Here is a 17,405-nt window from a genome sequence, read left to right as displayed (position 1 = left end):
AGAACATTGCACGCTGAGTACGTCACAACGGAACAGAGTGACAAGGGGCGGTGGGGTTGCGCGGGTGCGAACCGTCCCCCTCGCAGGGGGCTAGGCGGGGTCGGGCGGCCCCTGACCCGTCCCCCTGAAGGGGGGACAGAAGGGACCCGCGCGCCTTCAGAGCAGAGCTGATCTGAACCGTCCCCCCTAAAGGGGGGGACTACAGGGGGGTTGGGCGCAACGTGCATGCCTCGACGCGCGCGGGGCTTCTTCTGCTGCAAAGAATTCCGGCATGAGTTCACCCGTCTGCAACACGCGCCGCCGGTAGCGACGTGGTCAGTCCGGTTTACAGACAGGTTCGCTATGCCGAGGAGATTGTCCGTTGCGGGTTGTTCCGCGGAGTCGGAGCGTCATTGGTGTAATGGCGTATAACCCGCCCCCCGCCCCTCCCTGAAAGGGAGGGGGGTTATGCCGGCGCGGGTTCGACGCCAAGCCGGACGGATGCGCGCCCCCCCGTGCAAGCTACCCGGCCTCTATCACGGCCTCCGCCGGACTGCCGGCGTTGCGGCCATGCACATACCAGCGCGTGAGCTGGTCCACAATCTGCGCCTGTAGCCGCGGGTCGCTCGTGCGGCTTTCGGCGAGTTCGTCGAAGCGCTTCCGGGCCGTGTGTAGGCGAGTATCGACCGCTCGCATCGTCACCAGACACGGCGCATCGTCTGCCGGAACGTTGACACAGCCGGATATGCCGACGTTCGCCAAGCGGACGATGAGCTGTGCCTGTCCGCTCGACGTGCAGTCCATCTGCGCGCCCGCCGTTCCGTCGCGCCCTTTCCCGCCGATCCGCCGGCCAAAATAAACCGTGTTAGGGTCGAACATGGGCGAAGGCGACATTTCCGCCGGGCGCTCTTCGGGGATGTTCACCGCCATATCACAGCCGGGTTGCTTACTGACCCATTCGGCCAGCGGTGTCAGGTCGGGAAGCTCGGCCGCGTCCCACGCGTCGGCGGCCAGTTCCAGTACACTGAACCGCCGATTCGCCGTGCGGGCACGCTGTTCCTGTTTATCGATTTCGACCACGCGGATATGGCGGAAGTGCAGCGCCGTCGCTTCGTGCAAGCGTTGTACAAGCTGCGCCCGCTCGGCCGCGTCGCCGACGCCGAGCAGTTCGAAGACGGCATCGTCCAGGTCACGCCGGTCGTCCTGCCGCAATTCGTCGGACAGCACGAGCGGCCCCGCGGCGATGCGGCGGGCGCGCTCGGGTGAGTGTCGCTCCATAAGCTGTTCTTCGATGAGCCGGCCGACGGTCCGCCGCCTCATCGACTTAAGGGCGCCCGTAAGCCGCTTTGCTAGGTCGGCGTCAACGCCGCGCGGGTCGGGCACTTCCAGTAGGTTCACGTCCACCACTTCGGTTTTCAGGTTTCCTTCTGTGCCTGCCCAGCGCCCGTAGAACGTCTTGAACAACCCAACCATCGTCGAATTCAGAACGGCCCAGAGCGTTTCCTGTTCGCGCTTGCTTAGGTCTTCGGAATACAGGTCGAACAGGTTGTGATTGCAGACAAGGTGATCAGGATTGCCCGCGATGATATGCCGGTACTGCTGCGCCATCGGCCAGAACGCGAAGCCCGGCTTCACCAGCTTCGTCAGGTCGTACCACGGGTCGCGTGCCGCGCACGTTGAACGCTGCGGGACTGGTACGGCCTTCGATTTCTTCGATGCGAACGTGGCCTGTTCGCCGTACTTCAGGTACTTGTGAACCCACGTTCCGCGCAAGTCCTTCATCGGTTGGCCGACCAACAGGATTACGCGATCCAGGTCCTTCGCCCGCACCGTTGGACGATCAACCAGCATCGGTGAATGTAGTTCGGGAGCCAGGTATTTGGCTTCGATCGCGTGAATACTGCCATCGCCCGCCTGAATCACGCGCAGCTTGCCCGCTTCCGCGTCCTTCCGTGGCGCGCCGCCCGCCCGGCGCTTGAACGCCGCGTCCGTGACGCATTCGCGCAGCAGTTCGTCCGTCACGTCGCGCGGCATGAAGAACGCGTCGCAACCGCTCTTGACTCCGAACCGCACGTTGGCGATTTCGCCGAGGGCGACGAAGCGCCGGCCGAAGCGGCGCAGCACTTCGAAGTAGAAATCCGGGGCGCGGACGTAGCGGCCCCACTTGCCGGCCACGTACTCGCCCGCTGCGAAATCGAAGTGCGTCTTCGGCTCGCCGTTGCCTTCGGCGTCCGGGCCTTCGCCGTCTTCGTCGTCGTCTTCCGCTTCGGCATCATCGGGCGATACGTCGCGCAGAATCGAGCCGGCCCGCACGCCGTCGGCCCACAAGTCGCGTTGCGGCTTGACGATGATCCGTAGCGCATCATCTTCCTCATCGGCTGCCGCGGCCAAGATGCGGTCGCGCAGCCGTTCGACCGCCTGTTGCCGCTCGGCTTCGTCGCTGCCGGTCGGTACGCCGATGATTTCGCGTAGCGGCTTGTCGAAGCGCACGAAGCGAACCAGGTTCGCCATACGCTCGGCTTCATCATCGCAGCGTTGCAGGATGGTCGCGACGGTTTTTACGCGGGCGTCGGTGAACCACGGTTCCGCGTTGCTTTCCATAACTGCCAGAAGCTTGAAGTGCCGCAGAATCCAGCCCTGCAGCGCGAAGCCGTATTCCACGTCCAGCCAAGATGAGCTTGTCAGAAAGCCGAAGTAGCCGTCTGGCTTTAAAAGCTTTGTCGCGACTGGCCAGAAGTAGCAATGCAGATCGGCCCGGCCGGATAGCTTCACGTCGGCCCAAGCGCCCGTCACGAGCGCGGCGTAGCGGGGCTTACTCGTCTTGTCGATCTTCTCTTGCCGGACGTACGGTGGATTGCCGACCACGGCATCCAGCTTCGGCAGATCGACGGCGAGCGTGCCGCCCTTCATGTCTGGCAATGTACAGAACGGTCGCGGCTTCTCGCCGCCATTGCCGTTCATGGGAATGTACGTGTCGAAGAAATCCTGTCGAACGATGCGCGGATAGTTCGCCTCATCGTTGATTTCACGAGCTGCCAGGTTCAGCGTCGCTAGATGCGCCGGGTACAGAGCGATATCGCAGCCGAATAGGTCGGCGAGCTGGTCAAGATGCTGGCGGGTCGGGTCCAGGTGCCGCTTGCGGTAGTAGGCGCGGACCAGGAAGCTTCCCGAGCCGCACGCGGGGTCAAGCACGCTGTCGCCGCCGTCGCGGATGCAGAACGCGTTGATCAGGTCCACCACGTCGTCGCCAGTGAAATGCTGGCCGTAGCGGTGCCGTTCTTCCGGTCCGATGAGCTTCTGGAAGATGCGGCCCACGATGTCGGACGGCACGTCGCGGAAGTCCACGGATTCGATACCGCGCAGCAGCCCGCGCCACGCGTCCAAGGCGCTCGGGGCTTCGAAGACGATTGCCGATGCCCAGTCTTGCGCGTTCGGGAACAGCAGCGGCTCATAGTCGCCGCTACGCTCTACCGCCTTCTGGAAGTAGCGGTCGAATGCCTTCGCCGCGTCATCGGGCGTCTTGACGCTGCGCTTCAGTTCCAGCCGGGCAAGGTCGGTGAAGCGGGCGCGCAACGCCTTGTAGAAGATGAGCCGGTTCGCCCACACGTAGGCGAGCGTCTTCGCCATGTTACCCATGGCCGTCCGCCATTGGTCGGCGTCATTGCGGACGAAACCCCAGTCTTGATCGGCAAGCCACTGTTGCACCTTGGCATCGAACGTCTTGTTCCGGTCGGTGCGGTCGATCAGGTATGCCGTCGCAAGCTGAACCGGCCAGTCCAGGTGACTTTCAAGCGAACGGATGAAGATATCGTCCGCCGGCATCGTCCAATCGCGCCGCCGGCCGGTGTAAATGTCGGCCAGGTCGCGCAGCAGGTCGGGCAGGAAGCGCGTCCGGATGAATTCCAGGTTTTCGGGGCGGGCCACGTCTTCGGGGCCGGCCAGCGTCAGCCCGAGTTTCCATTCGCGGACGCGCCGTTCCAGGATCGGTTTATCCCATTGCGAGCGGTCCCAAAGGACGAAGACGTTAACGTTCCAGGTGAAGAAAAAGCGGACGGCCGCGTTGTCGGCCTTCTGCGCGGCGTCCTGATAGACGCCATCGTCGTAAGGCGAGCGGCCTTCGGCCGTGCCGGGCAGCTTCACTTCGCCGCACAGCGCCAGCTTGCCGTCGGGTTCGAAGAACCGCAGGTCTTTCCGCTTCCGCTTCGCGGCGCCCGTGCCGAAACCTTCGAGCCGGGCTTCGGCGAAGGGGAAGGTCGGGTCCTGCGCGTGCATCGCGGCTACCGCCGTCGCGACTTGGCCGCAGAAATCGACTTCGTGGATGGACTGTTCGACCGCGCCGCTCATGTCACCCTTCGCCGGTACTGGACAAGCGTTGTCTGCGGCAACGATTATCCGGGGCGGTGAGCGCGTGTAAAGCGGTCGTAGTGCCTGGAATCGTGCCAGAATGCGAAACCGTAGATTCCGGGCCGGTACAAACCAGCCGCGCCCTCACACACAAACGGTGTCCACAGGGCCGGTCGTACGGTGGGTTTCGCAGGTTTTGCGAGTCAGGGGCACAAAATCCCTTCGCTAAGGCGGAGCGTCAACGGTGTAGTGGCGTACAACCCGCCACCTGCCCTTCCCTGAATGGGAGGGGGATTATGCCGGTGCGGGCTCACCGCCAAGCCGGACGGATGCCTGGCCCACCCGTGACCGGTGGAGCGTTGGGTCCCGACCGGCGGGACGCCGATACTTTCCGGAACCTTGTATCAAAGCCAAGCCACCCAAGTGGGCGGGTTACCCCAATTCCGCGCGCGGCGGCTTGCAGCAAGTACCGGTCAGGCGGATTGTTCGACCCGCGTGGCGATCGCGTTCAACAGCTCCTGCCAGTTCGTGAGGACCGGCGGAAATTCGAACTGCACGAGGTCGGCCAGCGCCACGGCGTCGCCGTTCTCCAGCGCGCTGCGCAGCTCGTTGAGTTGTGTGACGAGGCCCTGAAGCGCGGCTTGCACCGCCTGGCCGCCGACAGTCCAGTGCGCGAGATCCTCGTTCAGCAGTGCGCTGCAATGGGTGAAGACGCGCTGGGTCATCTGCCAGAGCTGCACAAAGGTGCTCATGCCCGGCATGGCGTCCCCGAGTCCGCCCGTGCTGAGCTGTGTCGCGAGCGTGGGCAGCTCGGCCGCGTGCGTGGCGAACTCCTCGGCCAGGCCGCGAAAGGCCTGGGCCACAAGTTCGGCTGCGTCGCAGGTTTCGAGATCGATCTGGTCGGTGGTGGTGATGGGCTCGGCGAGTCGTGTGCCGAGTTCTTCATCGCCGAGGGTTTGGCCGTTCCAGCGGACCGAAATGATGAGACGGCCGGCCATGTCGGGTTGCGTGCGGACGTCGTCGAGGATGGCCTGCAAGGTGGGCCCGGACGGCGGGGCGTCGGCGATGCGCTGTCCGTCGAGGGTGAGGGTCATGGCGTCGTGCTCCCGGTGGAGGGTGGCGGCCAGCGCGCAGCCGGCTGGCGCGTAATACGGGGGGTATCGGCCGCGCGGCCGGGTGAAGTTGAGGGGTTGGTGGCCGGAAGCGCGGTCCTGCGCGAAGCATGCGGTGCTTGGAGAGGGGGGTTACAGTGCGTGGCGTGCGAAGCATTGCTCGCACGAGCGGGAAGCGGGCCGTATCATGCGGGCATGAAGCGCACGCGTCCGTACTGGCTGGAAAACTGGTTCGAGCGGCACCAGCACCCGGTGTCGCGTGGGCTGCACTACGTCGGGATACCACTGACGATCGCCGCGCTGCTCGTGGCGGTGTGGCTGGTCGCGACGTGGCGCGGCGACCTGTGGTGGGTGCCGGTGGCCCTCTTGTTCGCAGGTTACTTTCTCCAATGGTGGGGGCACGTGCTGGAGGGTAACGAGCTGGGGGAGGTCGTGCTCGTGAAGAAGTGGCTCGGGAAACCGTACGTGGCGGTGTCGCCACGTTATGCGCAGCGTGGCGGCGAGGGTGGTCGCGGGGGCGACTGATGAGGCCCCGCGCCGTATGAGGCCGACCCGGAGAGCGACGCACGCGCCGAGGCCGGCCGATGCTGTCCGTGCTACCAACGCGTGGCGCGGCGCAGGCGGAAGCGCAGCAAGGCGGCGATGCCGTTCATGAAGAGCGTCAGCGCGAGGAGTACAATGCTGGCGGCTGCGGCGTTGGCCTGAAACCGCGTGTCGGGGCGGGAGACCCAACCGAAGATCTGAATCGGCAGGACGGTGAACTCGGAGCGCAGCCATTCAAATGACACGACGGGGCCGCCGGATTGGATCGGGGAGGGCGGCAGGAAGGCGATGTAAGACAGCGCGCCGATGGTAACGAGGGGTGCGGTTTCGCCGATGGCCCGCGACAGCGCGATGATCGTACCGGTCAGGATCCCGCCGAGCGAATAGGGCAATACATGGAACCAGACGGTCTGCCAGCGGGTCGCCCCGCAGGCGTAAGAAGCTTCGCGGATGGACTTGGGAATCGCGCGCACCGATTCGCGCGTGGCAACAATCACAATCGGCAGGACGAGCAGGCCGAGAGTCAGCCCAGCGGTCAGGACGCTCTGGCCAAGCTTGAACTGGTAGACGAAGAGGCCGAGGGCCATCAGCCCCCAGATAATCGACGGCACACCGGCGAGGTTCGTCGTGTTGATCTCGATCAGCGCGGTGAACCAGTTGCGACGGGCATATTCCTCGAGATACAGGCCGGCCGCGATACCCAGGGGTAAGGCCGTGCCGATCGTGACGATCATCACGTAGCAGGTGCCGACCCAGGCGGAGAGGATGCCGGCGCGGTCTGGAAAGCGCGAGGGGAACGACGTCAGGAATCCGGGTGTGAGGCGCTCCCAGCCGTCGGCGACGAGCCCGATGACGAGTGCGCTGAGGACGGCGAGAGCGCTGGTGATCAGAGCCAGCCCGATCACAAAGAACGCTGTGTCGCCGAGACGCGCGCTGCGTTTCCGCATCCCGATGGGGGACGTCATTCATACACCTCGCGAAAGCGGCGCTGGAGCCAGAATCCGAGCACATTCAGGACGAGCGTCATGAGCATGAGGGTCAGGCCGGCGGCGAAGATCGCCTGGTAGCCGATGCTGTCGTGCGGCACGTCACCCTGGCTGAGCGAAACAATGAACGCGGTGATGGTCTGGGCCTGGTCGGCCGGGTTCAGCGTGAGGGTCGGCCGCATCCCCGCCGCAATGGCGACAATCATCGTCTCGCCGATGGCGCGGGAGATGGCGAGGACATAGGCCGCTGACACGCCGGAAATCGCAGCGGGAAAAACCACGCGCCAAGAGGTCTGCAAGCGCGTGGCGGCCAGCGCGTAGGAGCCCTCGCGGACGCTGAGGGGAACGGCCCGGAGCGCATCCTCACTGAGCGAAGTGACGTAGGGCACGATCATCACGCCGATGACGAGTCCCGCGGAGAGCATGTTGAAGCCGGGCAGACCGGGGAATAACTTCTGCAGCAGCGGTGTCACGAAGAGCAGCGCGAAGTAGCCGAAGACGACGGTCGGCACCGCTGCGAGCATCTCGAGAATCGGCTTGACGCCTTCGCGCAGCCAGACCGGGGCGAACTCGCTCAGCCACACCGCGCAGATCGTGCCGACGGGCAGCGCGAGCGCGAGTGCGACGGCCGTGGTCACCAGGGTGCCGCAGACCAGCGGCAGGATGCCGAAGCGCGGATCGGCGAAGGTCGGGGCCCACTCCGTACCGGTGAGGAAACTCAGGACGGAGACGTGGCGGAAGAAGGCCGAGGCCTCAAATACCAGCACCCCCACGATCCCCACGGTAATCAGCACGGATGAAGCGGCGGCCAGGAACAACCCGAACTCGATCAAGCGTTCCATGCGCCGGGCAATCCGGGTGCGCACCCCCACGGGTGTGTGGGCCAGGCGCGGTCGGCGTTGGGGCGTGGCGAGCGGGCGCGTCGTCATGGGTGCGTGCTTCCCGGTTCGAGGGATGAAACGAGAGCCGGTGCCATCAGTCGCGTTTCGACTCCGTCGTAGCCGGGTGCGGCGTCGTGGTCAGGGGACGGTTGAACAACTCGCTGATTTCCAGCCCGGTTTCACTATGGCCGCCGAACGCCGTGCCGATCTCACGTTTTTCCACGCGGGCGTGGGCCTTGCGATAGGCCTCGGGCGGCAGTGGAACGTATTTGACTTCCCGCGCGAGGTCGGCGACATGCTTGAGAAAGAACTCGACAAAGCGGCGCACTTCGTCGCGCTCGAGCGATTTGACATTGATGTACAGGAAGACCGGACGTGACAGGGGGCTGTAGCTGCCGTTCATGACCGTCTCCTCGGACGGCAGCACGGCCTTGCCCTTGGGATTGACAATCGGTACGGCGCGCAGCTTGTCCTTATTTTCCGCATAGTACGCATAGCCGAAGAAGCCCAGTGCGTGGCGGTCATTGGCGATGCCTTGCACGAGGACGTTGTCGTCTTCGCTGGCTGTGAAATCGGTGCGACTGCTCTTGGCGGTGCCGGTGACGGCTTCCGTGAAGTAGTCGAACGTGCCGGAGTCGGAGCCGGCTCCGTACAGGTTGAGCGGGGCGTCCGGCCAGTCGGCGCGGACCTGGTTCCAGCGCATGATGCGACGCTGCGCATCGGGCTCCCAGATTTTGCGCAGATCCTCGATGGTGAGCTCCTTCACCCAGTCATTGGACGGGTGCACCATGACGGTGAGGGCATCGAAAGCGATCGGAACCTCGATGTAGTTGATCCCCGCGGCACGGCAGGCCTCCATCTCGCCGGCGAGAATCGGTCGTGAGGCGTCCGAGATGTCGGTCTCACCCCGGCCGAACTTCTTGAATCCGCCGCCCGTGCCGGAAATGCCGACCACGACACGTAACCCGCGGTTCGCGGCCTGAAACTCCTCAGCGACGGCCTCGGTGATGGGAAAAACGGTGCTTGAGCCGTCGATGCGGATGGGATTCTGGGCGACGGCGCTGCCCACGAGCGCGGTGACGAACAACGTTGCGAAGGGTCTGGCTGGGGTTCTGTACCGGTTGAGCATCCCGAATCCTCCGGCGCACATTCTGGAAGCCCCCGCAGATGCGCGGATGATAAACCGAGTACAGGCAGACCCGGTAAAGGGAGTGCGAGTTTTCTGTTAAGAATTGATGAGCGCGGCCTCGTCTCCGGGGCTGAACTCGAACGGTGCCTGTGGGAGTAGAGGTTCCTACTCCGCTCGTTCAACGAAGACGCCTATGAATTCGGCGTTGACCTGCGGCATATTCGTCGTGACCTGGAATGTGTTCGCCACCGGGTCAAACAGCAGGCAGGAATCAAGCGTGGCACCGTTGGGCGTGTAGCCGCCGCAGATCAAGACGGTGCCATCGGTGGGATTCAGGACCGCCGAATGGTTGCCTCTTCCTTCCGGGAGCGCGGTGAGCGCGGCGAAGGTGTTCGTGGCCGGGTCGAAGATTTCAACGATGTCCGTGAACACCCCGTCGTTGTCGAGGCCTCCGATGATCAACACCCGACCGTCAAGCAGCGGCGTTGCGGTCGCACCGTAGCCGTGAAAGCCGGCTGTCTCACCGACCGGAGTAAAGGCCTCTGTCGCAGGATCGAAGACCTCGGCGACACGGGTGCCGTTGCTGCCAACGACGAGAATGCGGCCATCGACAAGTGGTACGGCATGGTGATGGACTCGTGCAACTACCATGGGCGTGGTGGACTTGAAGCTCCCCGTGTCCGGGTCGTAGAGTTCTGCGCTGGTGCCATCACCGCCGGAATTGTTCGGTTCTCCTCCCGTGACAAGGATACGGCCGTCGGGAAGCCGTACTGCGGCGTGACCCGTCCGCCCGACTGCCAAGGGACCCGTGAACCGAAAGCTCCGCGTACTCGGATCGAACAGTTCCGCGGAGGTGTGCGCAAAGTCGGACTGCGCGGTGTCACCATTCCAGCCACCAACGATCAGGATGCGGCCGTCGGCAAGCGTGGTCATGGTGTGGCCGACGCGCGCATCGAGTAAACTGAGTGCCGTCCACTCCTCGGCCTCGTGGTCGTAGAGCAGCGCGGTGTTCGAAGCGAAAGTGCCGCGACCGGCGATTCCCCCAGTGAAGAGCGCGAGTGACTGAAATTGGCGTCCCTGACCGGCTGCGGAGGCGTGAGGGCCGCTGGTCGTAGCGGCCTGGGCACCGGCTGCCAAACCCGGTTCGGGTGTCCGGGCGGGATTGAAAGTCTGGCTCGTGGTGGTGACATACCAGTCCTTGAGTTCGGGAATCCAGATCAGGACCTGACGCACGGCAATCTTGCCGCCCGTGGTTTGGGTGAGCACCGTACGTGACAGAATCTTGCCACGGCTCGGGTCCGCGGGTGGATCGGGGAGGTCCATGTTGTCATCGTCGTTGACGCAGCCCACGCCCAACAAAACAGGAATGAGCACGACCGCGATTGCAAGGATGACGGTGAGGCGCATCTGACCACGGTGTGAGCGCATGGTGAATCCGGTCAGCGGGTACGAGCTTGCCATGGTTTCTCTCCTGTCCGAGCGGCGTGATTACTGCCCCGAGCAGCGTGGCTCATTCGAGGAAGGCACCCCGCGCCCGCATGGTGTAACGAGGCACTGGCTGGTTCCCGGCCCGAGTGGGAACCATGTAAAAGCATACCGGATGGTGTGGACGAGAGTCAACTTGAATGGGATTTGACGTATGCTACGACACCCACCGTCAAGCCCATTAGGTCATCCCCGCGCGCTTCCGCACCAGCCATTCGACGGCCAGGGCGGTCAGCAGCCAGCCGAACACGCCCCATGGATCACGCTCGACCACATCATAGCGGATGCGCTCGACGTACCGCTCGCGGCGATCCTGCCGTGCCAAATCGGCCAGGAGGGATGGCAACTCGGCGATATCGCGATACAGGCCTCCTACGGTGGTGGTCTCGGCCGCCACTGACCGTAACAGGGCGAGGTCTGCTGTCGGAGGGCGTCGTTCTAGGTCTTCCGCGACAATCTCGAATCGCCCAGTGGCCTCCCAGGTCGCGCCGTCCTGCGATTGCGCCTCAAAGGCCAGCTCATATGTCCCGGGCTCCAAGTTTTCCGTGCCCAGGATTGTGTGTGGCAGTGTCGTGGTCCAGGTTGCTCCTTCTGCCACCAGAGGCAGGGGGGAATCGAGCGGCGGTCCGTGTTCCGCTGCAAACATCGAATTGAGTATCCGGCGAACCGTCAGGCGCGGCGCCAGTGCCGCCCGCTCTTCTGTACCCAAACCGCTCACACCTGCGAAGATCGCAATTTTCGCCCCGGCGGAGAGCAACGTCGTATGGTCGTACCGTGCCCGATCGGAAGTGACCCAGGCCCGCGGGCGACGATTCGCGAGCCATAAGGTAAGTTGCTGCCAGACTTGACGGTGGACCACCCGACCTTCATCCGACGCGAGCACCCATGGCCAGGTCTGCTCCCATGCGGCCAGAGCGCCGCGGCCGCGACCGATCTCCTGAGTCACCAGCAGAGGGCGTCCGGTTCCATCCATTGCGAGGATGGTCGCGAGTGGGCTGCGGGCTTCGATGCGCGCGGCTCCCCCCAATGCCGGAAGCCGGGTCCAGAGGCGCTGCCGCTCCTCACGCGCGGCGGGACCACGCAATTCGTCCTCAGTCAGCAGCCCCGAGACATCTCGTAACGCGGGATGCTCCAGCCCCGCCGACGTTGGCAGGAATTGCAGAGCACCCAACTCGGCTGAGGAGTGTGGCCGCAGTGCCGCCGGCAGCAGGGGGGTCAGCGGTGAGTCGTGCACGTTATCACTGGCGAGCAGTTCAAAGCCACCGGCGAGCAGGAGACCCACGCCACGGCGCTCCACCCCGTCGGCGAGAGCGGTGAGCGCGGACCGCGGCAGGGCACTGCGTAATCGACCGAGAATGATCACATCGTAGCTGCTCCACCAGTCACGTCCGCGTTCCTCGCGCGTCTGCCAGAGTTCCACCCGCCCGCCCCCCATGATGAACAGGGGTGTGACTTCGACATCGTCCGCAGCCCGCAGGGCGCGCAGGATGAACGCGCTCTCCTGGCGGGGCGCGGACTCGACATAGAGCACGCGGATCGGTGTCTGGGCTACTTCGACAAGCGTAGAAACTTCGAACACCTGTCCGCCACGAGCGTGCGGCAAGGTCACCCGTGCGGTCAGGCGATGGACACCGGGTGTCGGGGGCAGCGCTTCGAATTCGCGCCGCAGGTGCTCTATTTCGTAGTCGGGGCGCAGCGTAGCTTCCGCGAACGGGTCCTCGTTCCAAAGCAGTTGCAGCGCTAGGAGTTCGCCGCGAACACCTTGCGCCCGCACCCGTACCGGCACCACAAAGGTGTCGCGCAGGCCCACGCGCGGCGGGACCGCCAGATGGTCGAGCTCGATGCGCGGCACCTGTCCGGGCGGCGGCCCCACCCCGACCGAAAGCAATGCTGTGCGTTGTAATACAAAGTCGGCGCCGGCACGCCTTACGGTGGCGGCGTCCGTGACGTTCTCACCGCCGTCACTGATGAGTAGAACGGCAACCGGCGGTTGCCCGCGCGTCGAGCGCAACTCACGCGCTGTACGCAGTGCGGCGACCAACGCAGTGGCGGGTGCCCGGGGCACGATCTGCCACTGCGACAACGGTGTCGCCTGAGTGCCGAAGCCGAAGAGGCGCACATCGTAGCGCTCGTCGATCTGCCGTATTGCAGCGCTGGCCGCATGCAGCGCTGTATGCGCTCGTTCAGCCCGCGCCGGCTGGCTTTCGCCGTCGTCGCGAATGCCGAGCGAGGCCGACTGATCCAGCAGCACGGCGAGGACGGGGCGCTCCCAGACCACCAGCTCCCGGTCACACGCGGGACGAGCCAGCAGGGTGAATACCGCCGCCCATGCGCTGCAGCGCGCAACGACCAGCGCCACCCGCGTGCTCCTGGCGGCGGTTTGTGATGAGTACCACACCGTGATCAACCACGCACCGCCCGCCAGTCCGAGGGGCGTCAGCAACAGGGCGGTGACCTGCGTGGGAGCGAGCAGGGCGGAGGTGCCGGCGATGAGTCCCGCCACACCGGTACCGATCCGCCAGCCGTCCCCGGGACGGCGTGCGCGCCGCCCGTAAAAGAGGGTGAGCAGCCCGAATGAGACCGCTACAGCGGCCGCTGCCAACGTCGGGTGGGTCAGTACGAAGGTTGCAAGCATGGGCTACGGCAGGGACCGAGGGTTCACAGCATCGCGGACAGGGGTGCAGTATGTCCTTTGGTACCGCGTTCTCGCAACCCTCGGTCGCGCGGCTCAGGCCGGGACCGGCGGGTTGTCGTGCACACAGTCCTGCTGAGACTGCTTCACAACGAGCACTGGGCAGGGGGCATGCTGCACGATGCGATCGGCTGTGCTGCCGATGAGCACCCGTGTCAGCCCGGTACGGCCATGGGTGGGCACGATCAGGAGGTCGATCTTCTGCTCGCGCGCGTAATCGCAGATGGAGGACCACGGCTGCCCGAGGATGACCTCGGAACGCACATCGTCGGCGGGCTGGAATTGCTCCTGCACCACGGCCCGGAGGCGTTCGCGGCAAAGCTCAATCAGCTCGGTTTCGTCGTAGGTAACGGGTACGCCGGCCGGCAGACTGGTCGCGATGTCGGCCGTCAGCACCGGCGTGAATACATGTACGACGTGAACCTCGGACTTGAAGACCTGGCGAATGGCTTGGGCATAGCGAGCCCCCAAGCTGGAGAGCGTCGAGAAATCCGTCGGCCAGAGAATGCGTTGTGGATGAATGACCATCGGCTGGGCCTCCTTGCGCCGGCGGCCGCGCTGGCTACGCGTCCGGCAAGATCACGGTTCCGCTAACGCCCTGCAGCGCTGCGGCCATGTGCTCCAGGTCGCAGATGACGACGCGCGCGTGGCGGGCGTCGCAATCGCGGAGAAACTCGATCGCCGCTTCTATTTTGGGCCCCATCGAGCCCGGAGGGAACTGGCCGGCGGCCAAATGCGCGCGTGCTTCGGACACGGTCATGCGGGCCAGTTCCCGTTGGGTCGGTTTCCCGTAATCGAGCGCCACCCGCTCGACGCCCGTGGCGATCACCAGGACCGGAGCGTCGACGAGTCGGCCGATCAGCGCCGCGGTGCGGTCCTTGTCGACCACTGCTTCCACGCCATGCAGGTGCCCGGCCGCATCGCGCGCGACCGGGATACCACCGCCGCCTGCGATGACCAGCGATTCCCCGTCGACCACGAGGCGCCGGATCAACTCAACCTCGACGAGCGCCTGCGGTGCCGGAGAGGCCACCACGCGTCGAAACCCCTTGCCCGGCACCTCGACCAGGTCCCAGTTCGCCGCGCTGCGCAGCTCGGCCGCTTTCTCCGCCGTGTAATAGGACCCGATCGGTTTTGTCGGCTGTATGAAGGCCGGATCCGAGGGATCGACTTCCACGCTTGTGATGATCGCCGTCAAGCGTTGTCGCAATCCGCGGTCGTGCAGGGCGTTGTTCATGCACTGCGCGAGCATGAACCCCATGCCGCCCTGCGTGTGGGCACCGCAAATATGCAGAGGTAAGCGGTACAGCTCCCCCGCGGCCAGTTCGACCCGGCGCAGCACGTTTCCGACCTGCGGACCATTTCCGTGTGTCAGTACGAGCTGGTAACCCTCCGCGATCAGCCCCGCAAGGTACGCGGCGCTGCGGGCCGTGTTCTCGAACTGCTGCGCGACGTTGCCTTCCTGCCCAGGTTGCGAGATGGCGTGCCCACCCAGGGCGACGACGATCAGCTTGTCGCGGTACGTCACGGCCACAAGAGATAGTATAGAATCGGGCGCGTACGGTGCCCATGCGGTTCGGTGCTTCCGCGAATACATGCGCTCGGCGGGCCGGTATGTCGGGCGTGCGCAACAACTGCCGTAGCTGGAGAGAGCATGGCCGATAAACCCCCGCGCGACGAGGACACCGTCGAGGCGCTGGAATTGCTGAGCGAGCCACTGCCTGGGCTCGCACCGCCCCCGCCGCCCGTCCCGCGCCCACGGCCGGATGGAGAGGATGTGCCTCCCCAGGAGCGTCAGATGTCCGCCGCCCGGCCGGCGGAGATTCTGCCGACCGACGTCGATTCGGACGGTCCTCCCTGGCGGTGCCTGCGGTGTGCCTACCCGCTGATGGGCAGTGAAGCGGCAGACGTAATCCGCTGTTCCGAATGTGGGCAGGAGCACGAGCCACATGATCTCGAACGCTGGTTTGGCTGGGAGGAAGCCAGACGCTTCAATAGCGTGCTCTGGCTTGTCAACGCACTGCTGTTTGTGAAATTGCTGATCCTGCCGGACTTCCTGGTGGCCGCCCGGTTGGGTACCACGGTGCTGCTGGCATGGGCGTGCATTGCCGCCATGAAGGATAAACTAGAATCCACCGCGGGCTACTACGGGCTCGCCGGGTTCCTCACGGCAACGCTGATGTTTTTTGTGTACCTCGGCAGCGCCAGCACGCTTGCTTTTCACGCGCTGGAAATCATCGCCGCATGTCTGCTGCTCCTGAACCTGCTACACGATCCGCACGTCGGGCGAATCGGGGCGCAGATCAGTGGGGGGCAGCTCCCGTTCGTGCTGCTCTTCGCCGCCCCGGGCCTCGCAGTTGCCTGTTACCTGTTGGCGTTGTGGGCTGACTCAGCATCGGTCGGTGGGACACTGCCCTCGCTGGGGCACACGGCCTTCGCTCTCGTCGTGCCCTATGCTGCCGCGGTGGGGGTCTGGGTGTGGGTCTGGTTAACGCTTCGCCGCGTGCGCACCGCCTTCTGGGGACGCGCGACCTGAGGCGACCTGGCCGGCACGCTGGGCTGGGGTGCCAGATGGGCCGCGCGCGTGTCGAACACGCCCGCGGCCCACTTCAGAGTTGGCGCGTGATGAGATTGCGGTGTTGGGCAGCGACCTACGTCCCCTCGCCATAGCTCGAAAGATACTTCGACTGCTCGGCCGTCAACTTGTCGATCTGGATACCCATCGCCGTCAGCTTCAGCTTGGCGACCTGCTCTTCGATCGTGTGCGGCACCTCATGGACAGCCGCCGTGAGCTTGCGAGCGTGCTTGGCGATCCATTCGGCGCACAGCGCCTGCGTGGCGAAACTCATGTCCATGACGCTTGCCGGGTGACCGGTTGCGGCGGCCAGGTTCACAAGCCGGCCGTCGGCCAGCAGGTAAATACGCCGCGTGGCACTGAGCTGGTATTCGTCGACCAGCGGCCGCACGTCTTTGGTGACCTTCTTCGACAGCTTGCGCAGACCCGGAATGTCGATCTCGACATCGAAGTGCCCGCTGTTGCAGACGATCGCGCCGTCCTTCATTTTGCGGAAGTGCTCCGGTCGCAGCACATGCTTGTTGCCGGTGACCGTGATGAAAACTTCACCCATGGCGGCCGCCTCGCTCATCGGGCGGACATCGAAACCATCCATCACGGCTTCGAGTGCCTTCAGGGGGTCGACCTCGGTGACAGTGACGATACCGCCCGCACCGCGCGCCCGCGTGGCCACGCCGCGTCCGCACCAGCCGTAACCGACCACCACAACGCGCTTGCCGGCAAGCAGCAGGTCGGTTGCGCGCAGGATGCCGTCGAGCGTGCTCTGCCCGGTGCCGTAGCGGTTGTCGAAGAGGTGCTTCGTATCCGCGTCGTTTACCGCGACGACGGGAAAGCGGAGGTCACCGCTGGCCGCCATCGCCCGCAGGCGGATGACTCCCGTGGTCGTTTCTTCCATGCTGGCGATGAGGTGTGCGGCCTCCTTCTGCCGCTTGGTGTGCAGCACGTTTACGAGATCGGCACCATCATCCATCGTAATCTGTGGCCGGGTATCGATGACCGCGTTGAGGTGCTGGTAGAAGACCTGCACGTTCTCACCGCGGCGCGCGTAGACCTGGATGCCGAAGTCCTTCACGAGACTTGCCGCCGTGGGGTCCTGTGTGCTGAGCGGATTCGAAGCGCACAGCGCCACGCTCGCCCCCCCGGCCTTCAGAGTGCGCATCAGGTTGGCCGTCTCCGACGTCACGTGCATGCAGCAGCCGATCGTCAGGTTCTTGAGCGGCTTCTGCTTCTCGAATCGGTCGCGAATGAGGGCCAGCACCGGCATGTCCCGGTCAGCCCATAGGATCTTCTTGCGACCATCACCAGCAAGTTTGAGGTCGGTAACGTCGTGACGCGCTTTGGCCATACGAGCACACTCCAGTTCCGGCGGCCACATTGCCGGCGATGTTCGGGCAGGTTGATCATCCCGCCATGGGGGTTGGATTGAGGGGTACGGAAGCAGGCCTGTGGCGTGGCCTGGCCGGTTCGCCCCAGGGAAGTGGACTCGCGTGTGTTTTCGACAGTCCACAAGCCAATGGGAGCGGGAGTGTAGCGTGCGGAGTGCGACAGTACAACGCGGCAGCTTGCCGGACTTCACCATGACGGGTCAAGTTTCCAACCTGCTCCGTCCGTAATCCTGCCAGGAGCCCCCTTGGATGCGCCTGCCGCTGCAATGGAGGTGGTTACGGGACTCCCAACCC

12 protein-coding genes are annotated in these 17,405 nt (G+C 64.8%); 2 read left to right on the top strand and 10 right to left on the bottom strand.

Annotated elements, in window-relative coordinates; translation table 11 throughout:
• Positions 1-501 precede the first annotated feature (501 nt).
• Together IPM18_00450 and IPM18_00445 are read right to left on the bottom strand one after the other, a co-directional pair.
• Positions 502-4,323 carry an N-6 DNA methylase gene (locus IPM18_00450; GenBank protein MBK9118068.1) on the bottom strand — a complete coding sequence of 1,274 codons (3,822 nt, stop codon included), beginning with the start codon at positions 4,321-4,323 and terminating at the stop codon, positions 502-504.
• Positions 4,324-4,796: 473 nt separating this feature from the next.
• A complete protein-coding gene (locus IPM18_00445; GenBank protein MBK9118067.1) occupies positions 4,797-5,417 on the bottom strand; it encodes a hypothetical protein in 621 nt (206 codons plus the stop codon).
• A gap of 213 nt (positions 5,418-5,630) precedes the next feature.
• Between IPM18_00445 and IPM18_00440 the strand changes: the two genes are divergently transcribed.
• The gene (locus tag IPM18_00440) at positions 5,631-5,960 is read left to right on the top strand and encodes a DUF962 domain-containing protein (protein MBK9118066.1); all 330 of its coding nucleotides are present in this window, start codon (positions 5,631-5,633) and stop codon (positions 5,958-5,960) included.
• Positions 5,961-6,031: 71 nt separating this feature from the next.
• On the opposite strand, the gene pstA is transcribed toward IPM18_00440, so the two are convergent.
• From pstA to IPM18_00405, 7 genes are all read right to left on the bottom strand, one after another.
• The gene (gene pstA / locus IPM18_00435; GenBank protein MBK9118065.1) at positions 6,032-6,943 is read right to left on the bottom strand and encodes a phosphate ABC transporter permease PstA; all 912 of its coding nucleotides are present in this window, start codon (positions 6,941-6,943) and stop codon (positions 6,032-6,034) included.
• Complete coding sequence (gene pstC, locus IPM18_00430) at positions 6,940-7,893, bottom strand: phosphate ABC transporter permease subunit PstC (protein MBK9118064.1); 954 nt, start codon at positions 7,891-7,893, stop codon at positions 6,940-6,942. The genes pstA and pstC overlap by 4 nt, the downstream gene beginning before the upstream one ends.
• Before the next feature lie 46 nt (positions 7,894-7,939).
• A complete protein-coding gene (locus IPM18_00425; GenBank protein MBK9118063.1) occupies positions 7,940-8,974 on the bottom strand; it encodes a PstS family phosphate ABC transporter substrate-binding protein in 1,035 nt (344 codons plus the stop codon).
• 165 nt (positions 8,975-9,139) lie between these two features.
• On the bottom strand, positions 9,140-10,435 hold the full coding sequence (locus IPM18_00420) for a hypothetical protein (GenBank protein MBK9118062.1): 1,296 nt from the start codon (positions 10,433-10,435) through the stop codon (positions 9,140-9,142).
• A gap of 205 nt (positions 10,436-10,640) precedes the next feature.
• Entirely contained in the window at positions 10,641-13,094 is a 2,454-nt protein-coding gene (locus tag IPM18_00415; protein MBK9118061.1) for a VWA domain-containing protein, read from the bottom strand.
• 93 nt (positions 13,095-13,187) lie between these two features.
• On the bottom strand, positions 13,188-13,679 hold the full coding sequence (locus IPM18_00410; GenBank protein MBK9118060.1) for a universal stress protein: 492 nt from the start codon (positions 13,677-13,679) through the stop codon (positions 13,188-13,190).
• A gap of 34 nt (positions 13,680-13,713) precedes the next feature.
• The gene (locus tag IPM18_00405; protein MBK9118059.1) at positions 13,714-14,748 is read right to left on the bottom strand and encodes a carbamate kinase; all 1,035 of its coding nucleotides are present in this window, start codon (positions 14,746-14,748) and stop codon (positions 13,714-13,716) included.
• A 57-nt stretch (positions 14,749-14,805) separates the two neighbouring features.
• Here IPM18_00405 and IPM18_00400 point away from each other — a divergent pair, with 57 nt between their 5' ends.
• Positions 14,806-15,687 (top strand): hypothetical protein, encoded by an 882-nt coding sequence (locus IPM18_00400; protein MBK9118058.1) that lies wholly within the window; start codon positions 14,806-14,808, stop codon positions 15,685-15,687.
• A gap of 115 nt (positions 15,688-15,802) precedes the next feature.
• Here the strand turns inward: IPM18_00400 and IPM18_00395 are convergent, their stop codons facing one another.
• Positions 15,803-17,071, bottom strand: a complete 1,269-nt coding sequence (locus IPM18_00395; GenBank protein MBK9118057.1) for an adenosylhomocysteinase — start codon at positions 17,069-17,071, stop codon at positions 15,803-15,805.
• Positions 17,072-17,405: the final 334 nt, after the last annotated feature.

This window comes from Phycisphaerales bacterium (assembly GCA_016716475.1).
Classification (GTDB): domain Bacteria; phylum Planctomycetota; class Phycisphaerae; order UBA1845; family Fen-1342; genus JADJWG01.
This window is presented reverse-complemented; position numbering and strand designations above follow the sequence as displayed.

What these genes read in the sequence shown, in the direction of transcription:
- IPM18_00395 (MBK9118057.1), bottom strand. Translation starts at nt 17,071, where the DNA reads ATGGCCAAAGCGCGTCACGACGTTACCGACCTCAAACTTGCTGGTGAT.
- IPM18_00440 (MBK9118066.1), top strand. Translation starts at nt 5,631, where the DNA reads ATGAAGCGCACGCGTCCGTACTGGCTGGAAAACTGGTTCGAGCGGCAC.
- IPM18_00445 (MBK9118067.1), bottom strand. Translation starts at nt 5,417, where the DNA reads ATGACCCTCACCCTCGACGGACAGCGCATCGCCGACGCCCCGCCGTCC.
- IPM18_00425 (MBK9118063.1), bottom strand. Translation starts at nt 8,974, where the DNA reads ATGCTCAACCGGTACAGAACCCCAGCCAGACCCTTCGCAACGTTGTTC.
- pstC (MBK9118064.1), bottom strand. Translation starts at nt 7,893, where the DNA reads ATGACGACGCGCCCGCTCGCCACGCCCCAACGCCGACCGCGCCTGGCC.
- IPM18_00420 (MBK9118062.1), bottom strand. Translation starts at nt 10,435, where the DNA reads ATGGCAAGCTCGTACCCGCTGACCGGATTCACCATGCGCTCACACCGT.
- pstA (MBK9118065.1), bottom strand. Translation starts at nt 6,943, where the DNA reads ATGACGTCCCCCATCGGGATGCGGAAACGCAGCGCGCGTCTCGGCGAC.
- IPM18_00400 (MBK9118058.1), top strand. Translation starts at nt 14,806, where the DNA reads ATGGCCGATAAACCCCCGCGCGACGAGGACACCGTCGAGGCGCTGGAA.
- IPM18_00450 (MBK9118068.1), bottom strand. Translation starts at nt 4,323, where the DNA reads ATGAGCGGCGCGGTCGAACAGTCCATCCACGAAGTCGATTTCTGCGGC.
- IPM18_00415 (MBK9118061.1), bottom strand. Translation starts at nt 13,094, where the DNA reads ATGCTTGCAACCTTCGTACTGACCCACCCGACGTTGGCAGCGGCCGCT.
- IPM18_00410 (MBK9118060.1), bottom strand. Translation starts at nt 13,679, where the DNA reads ATGGTCATTCATCCACAACGCATTCTCTGGCCGACGGATTTCTCGACG.
- IPM18_00405 (MBK9118059.1), bottom strand. Translation starts at nt 14,748, where the DNA reads ATGTATTCGCGGAAGCACCGAACCGCATGGGCACCGTACGCGCCCGAT.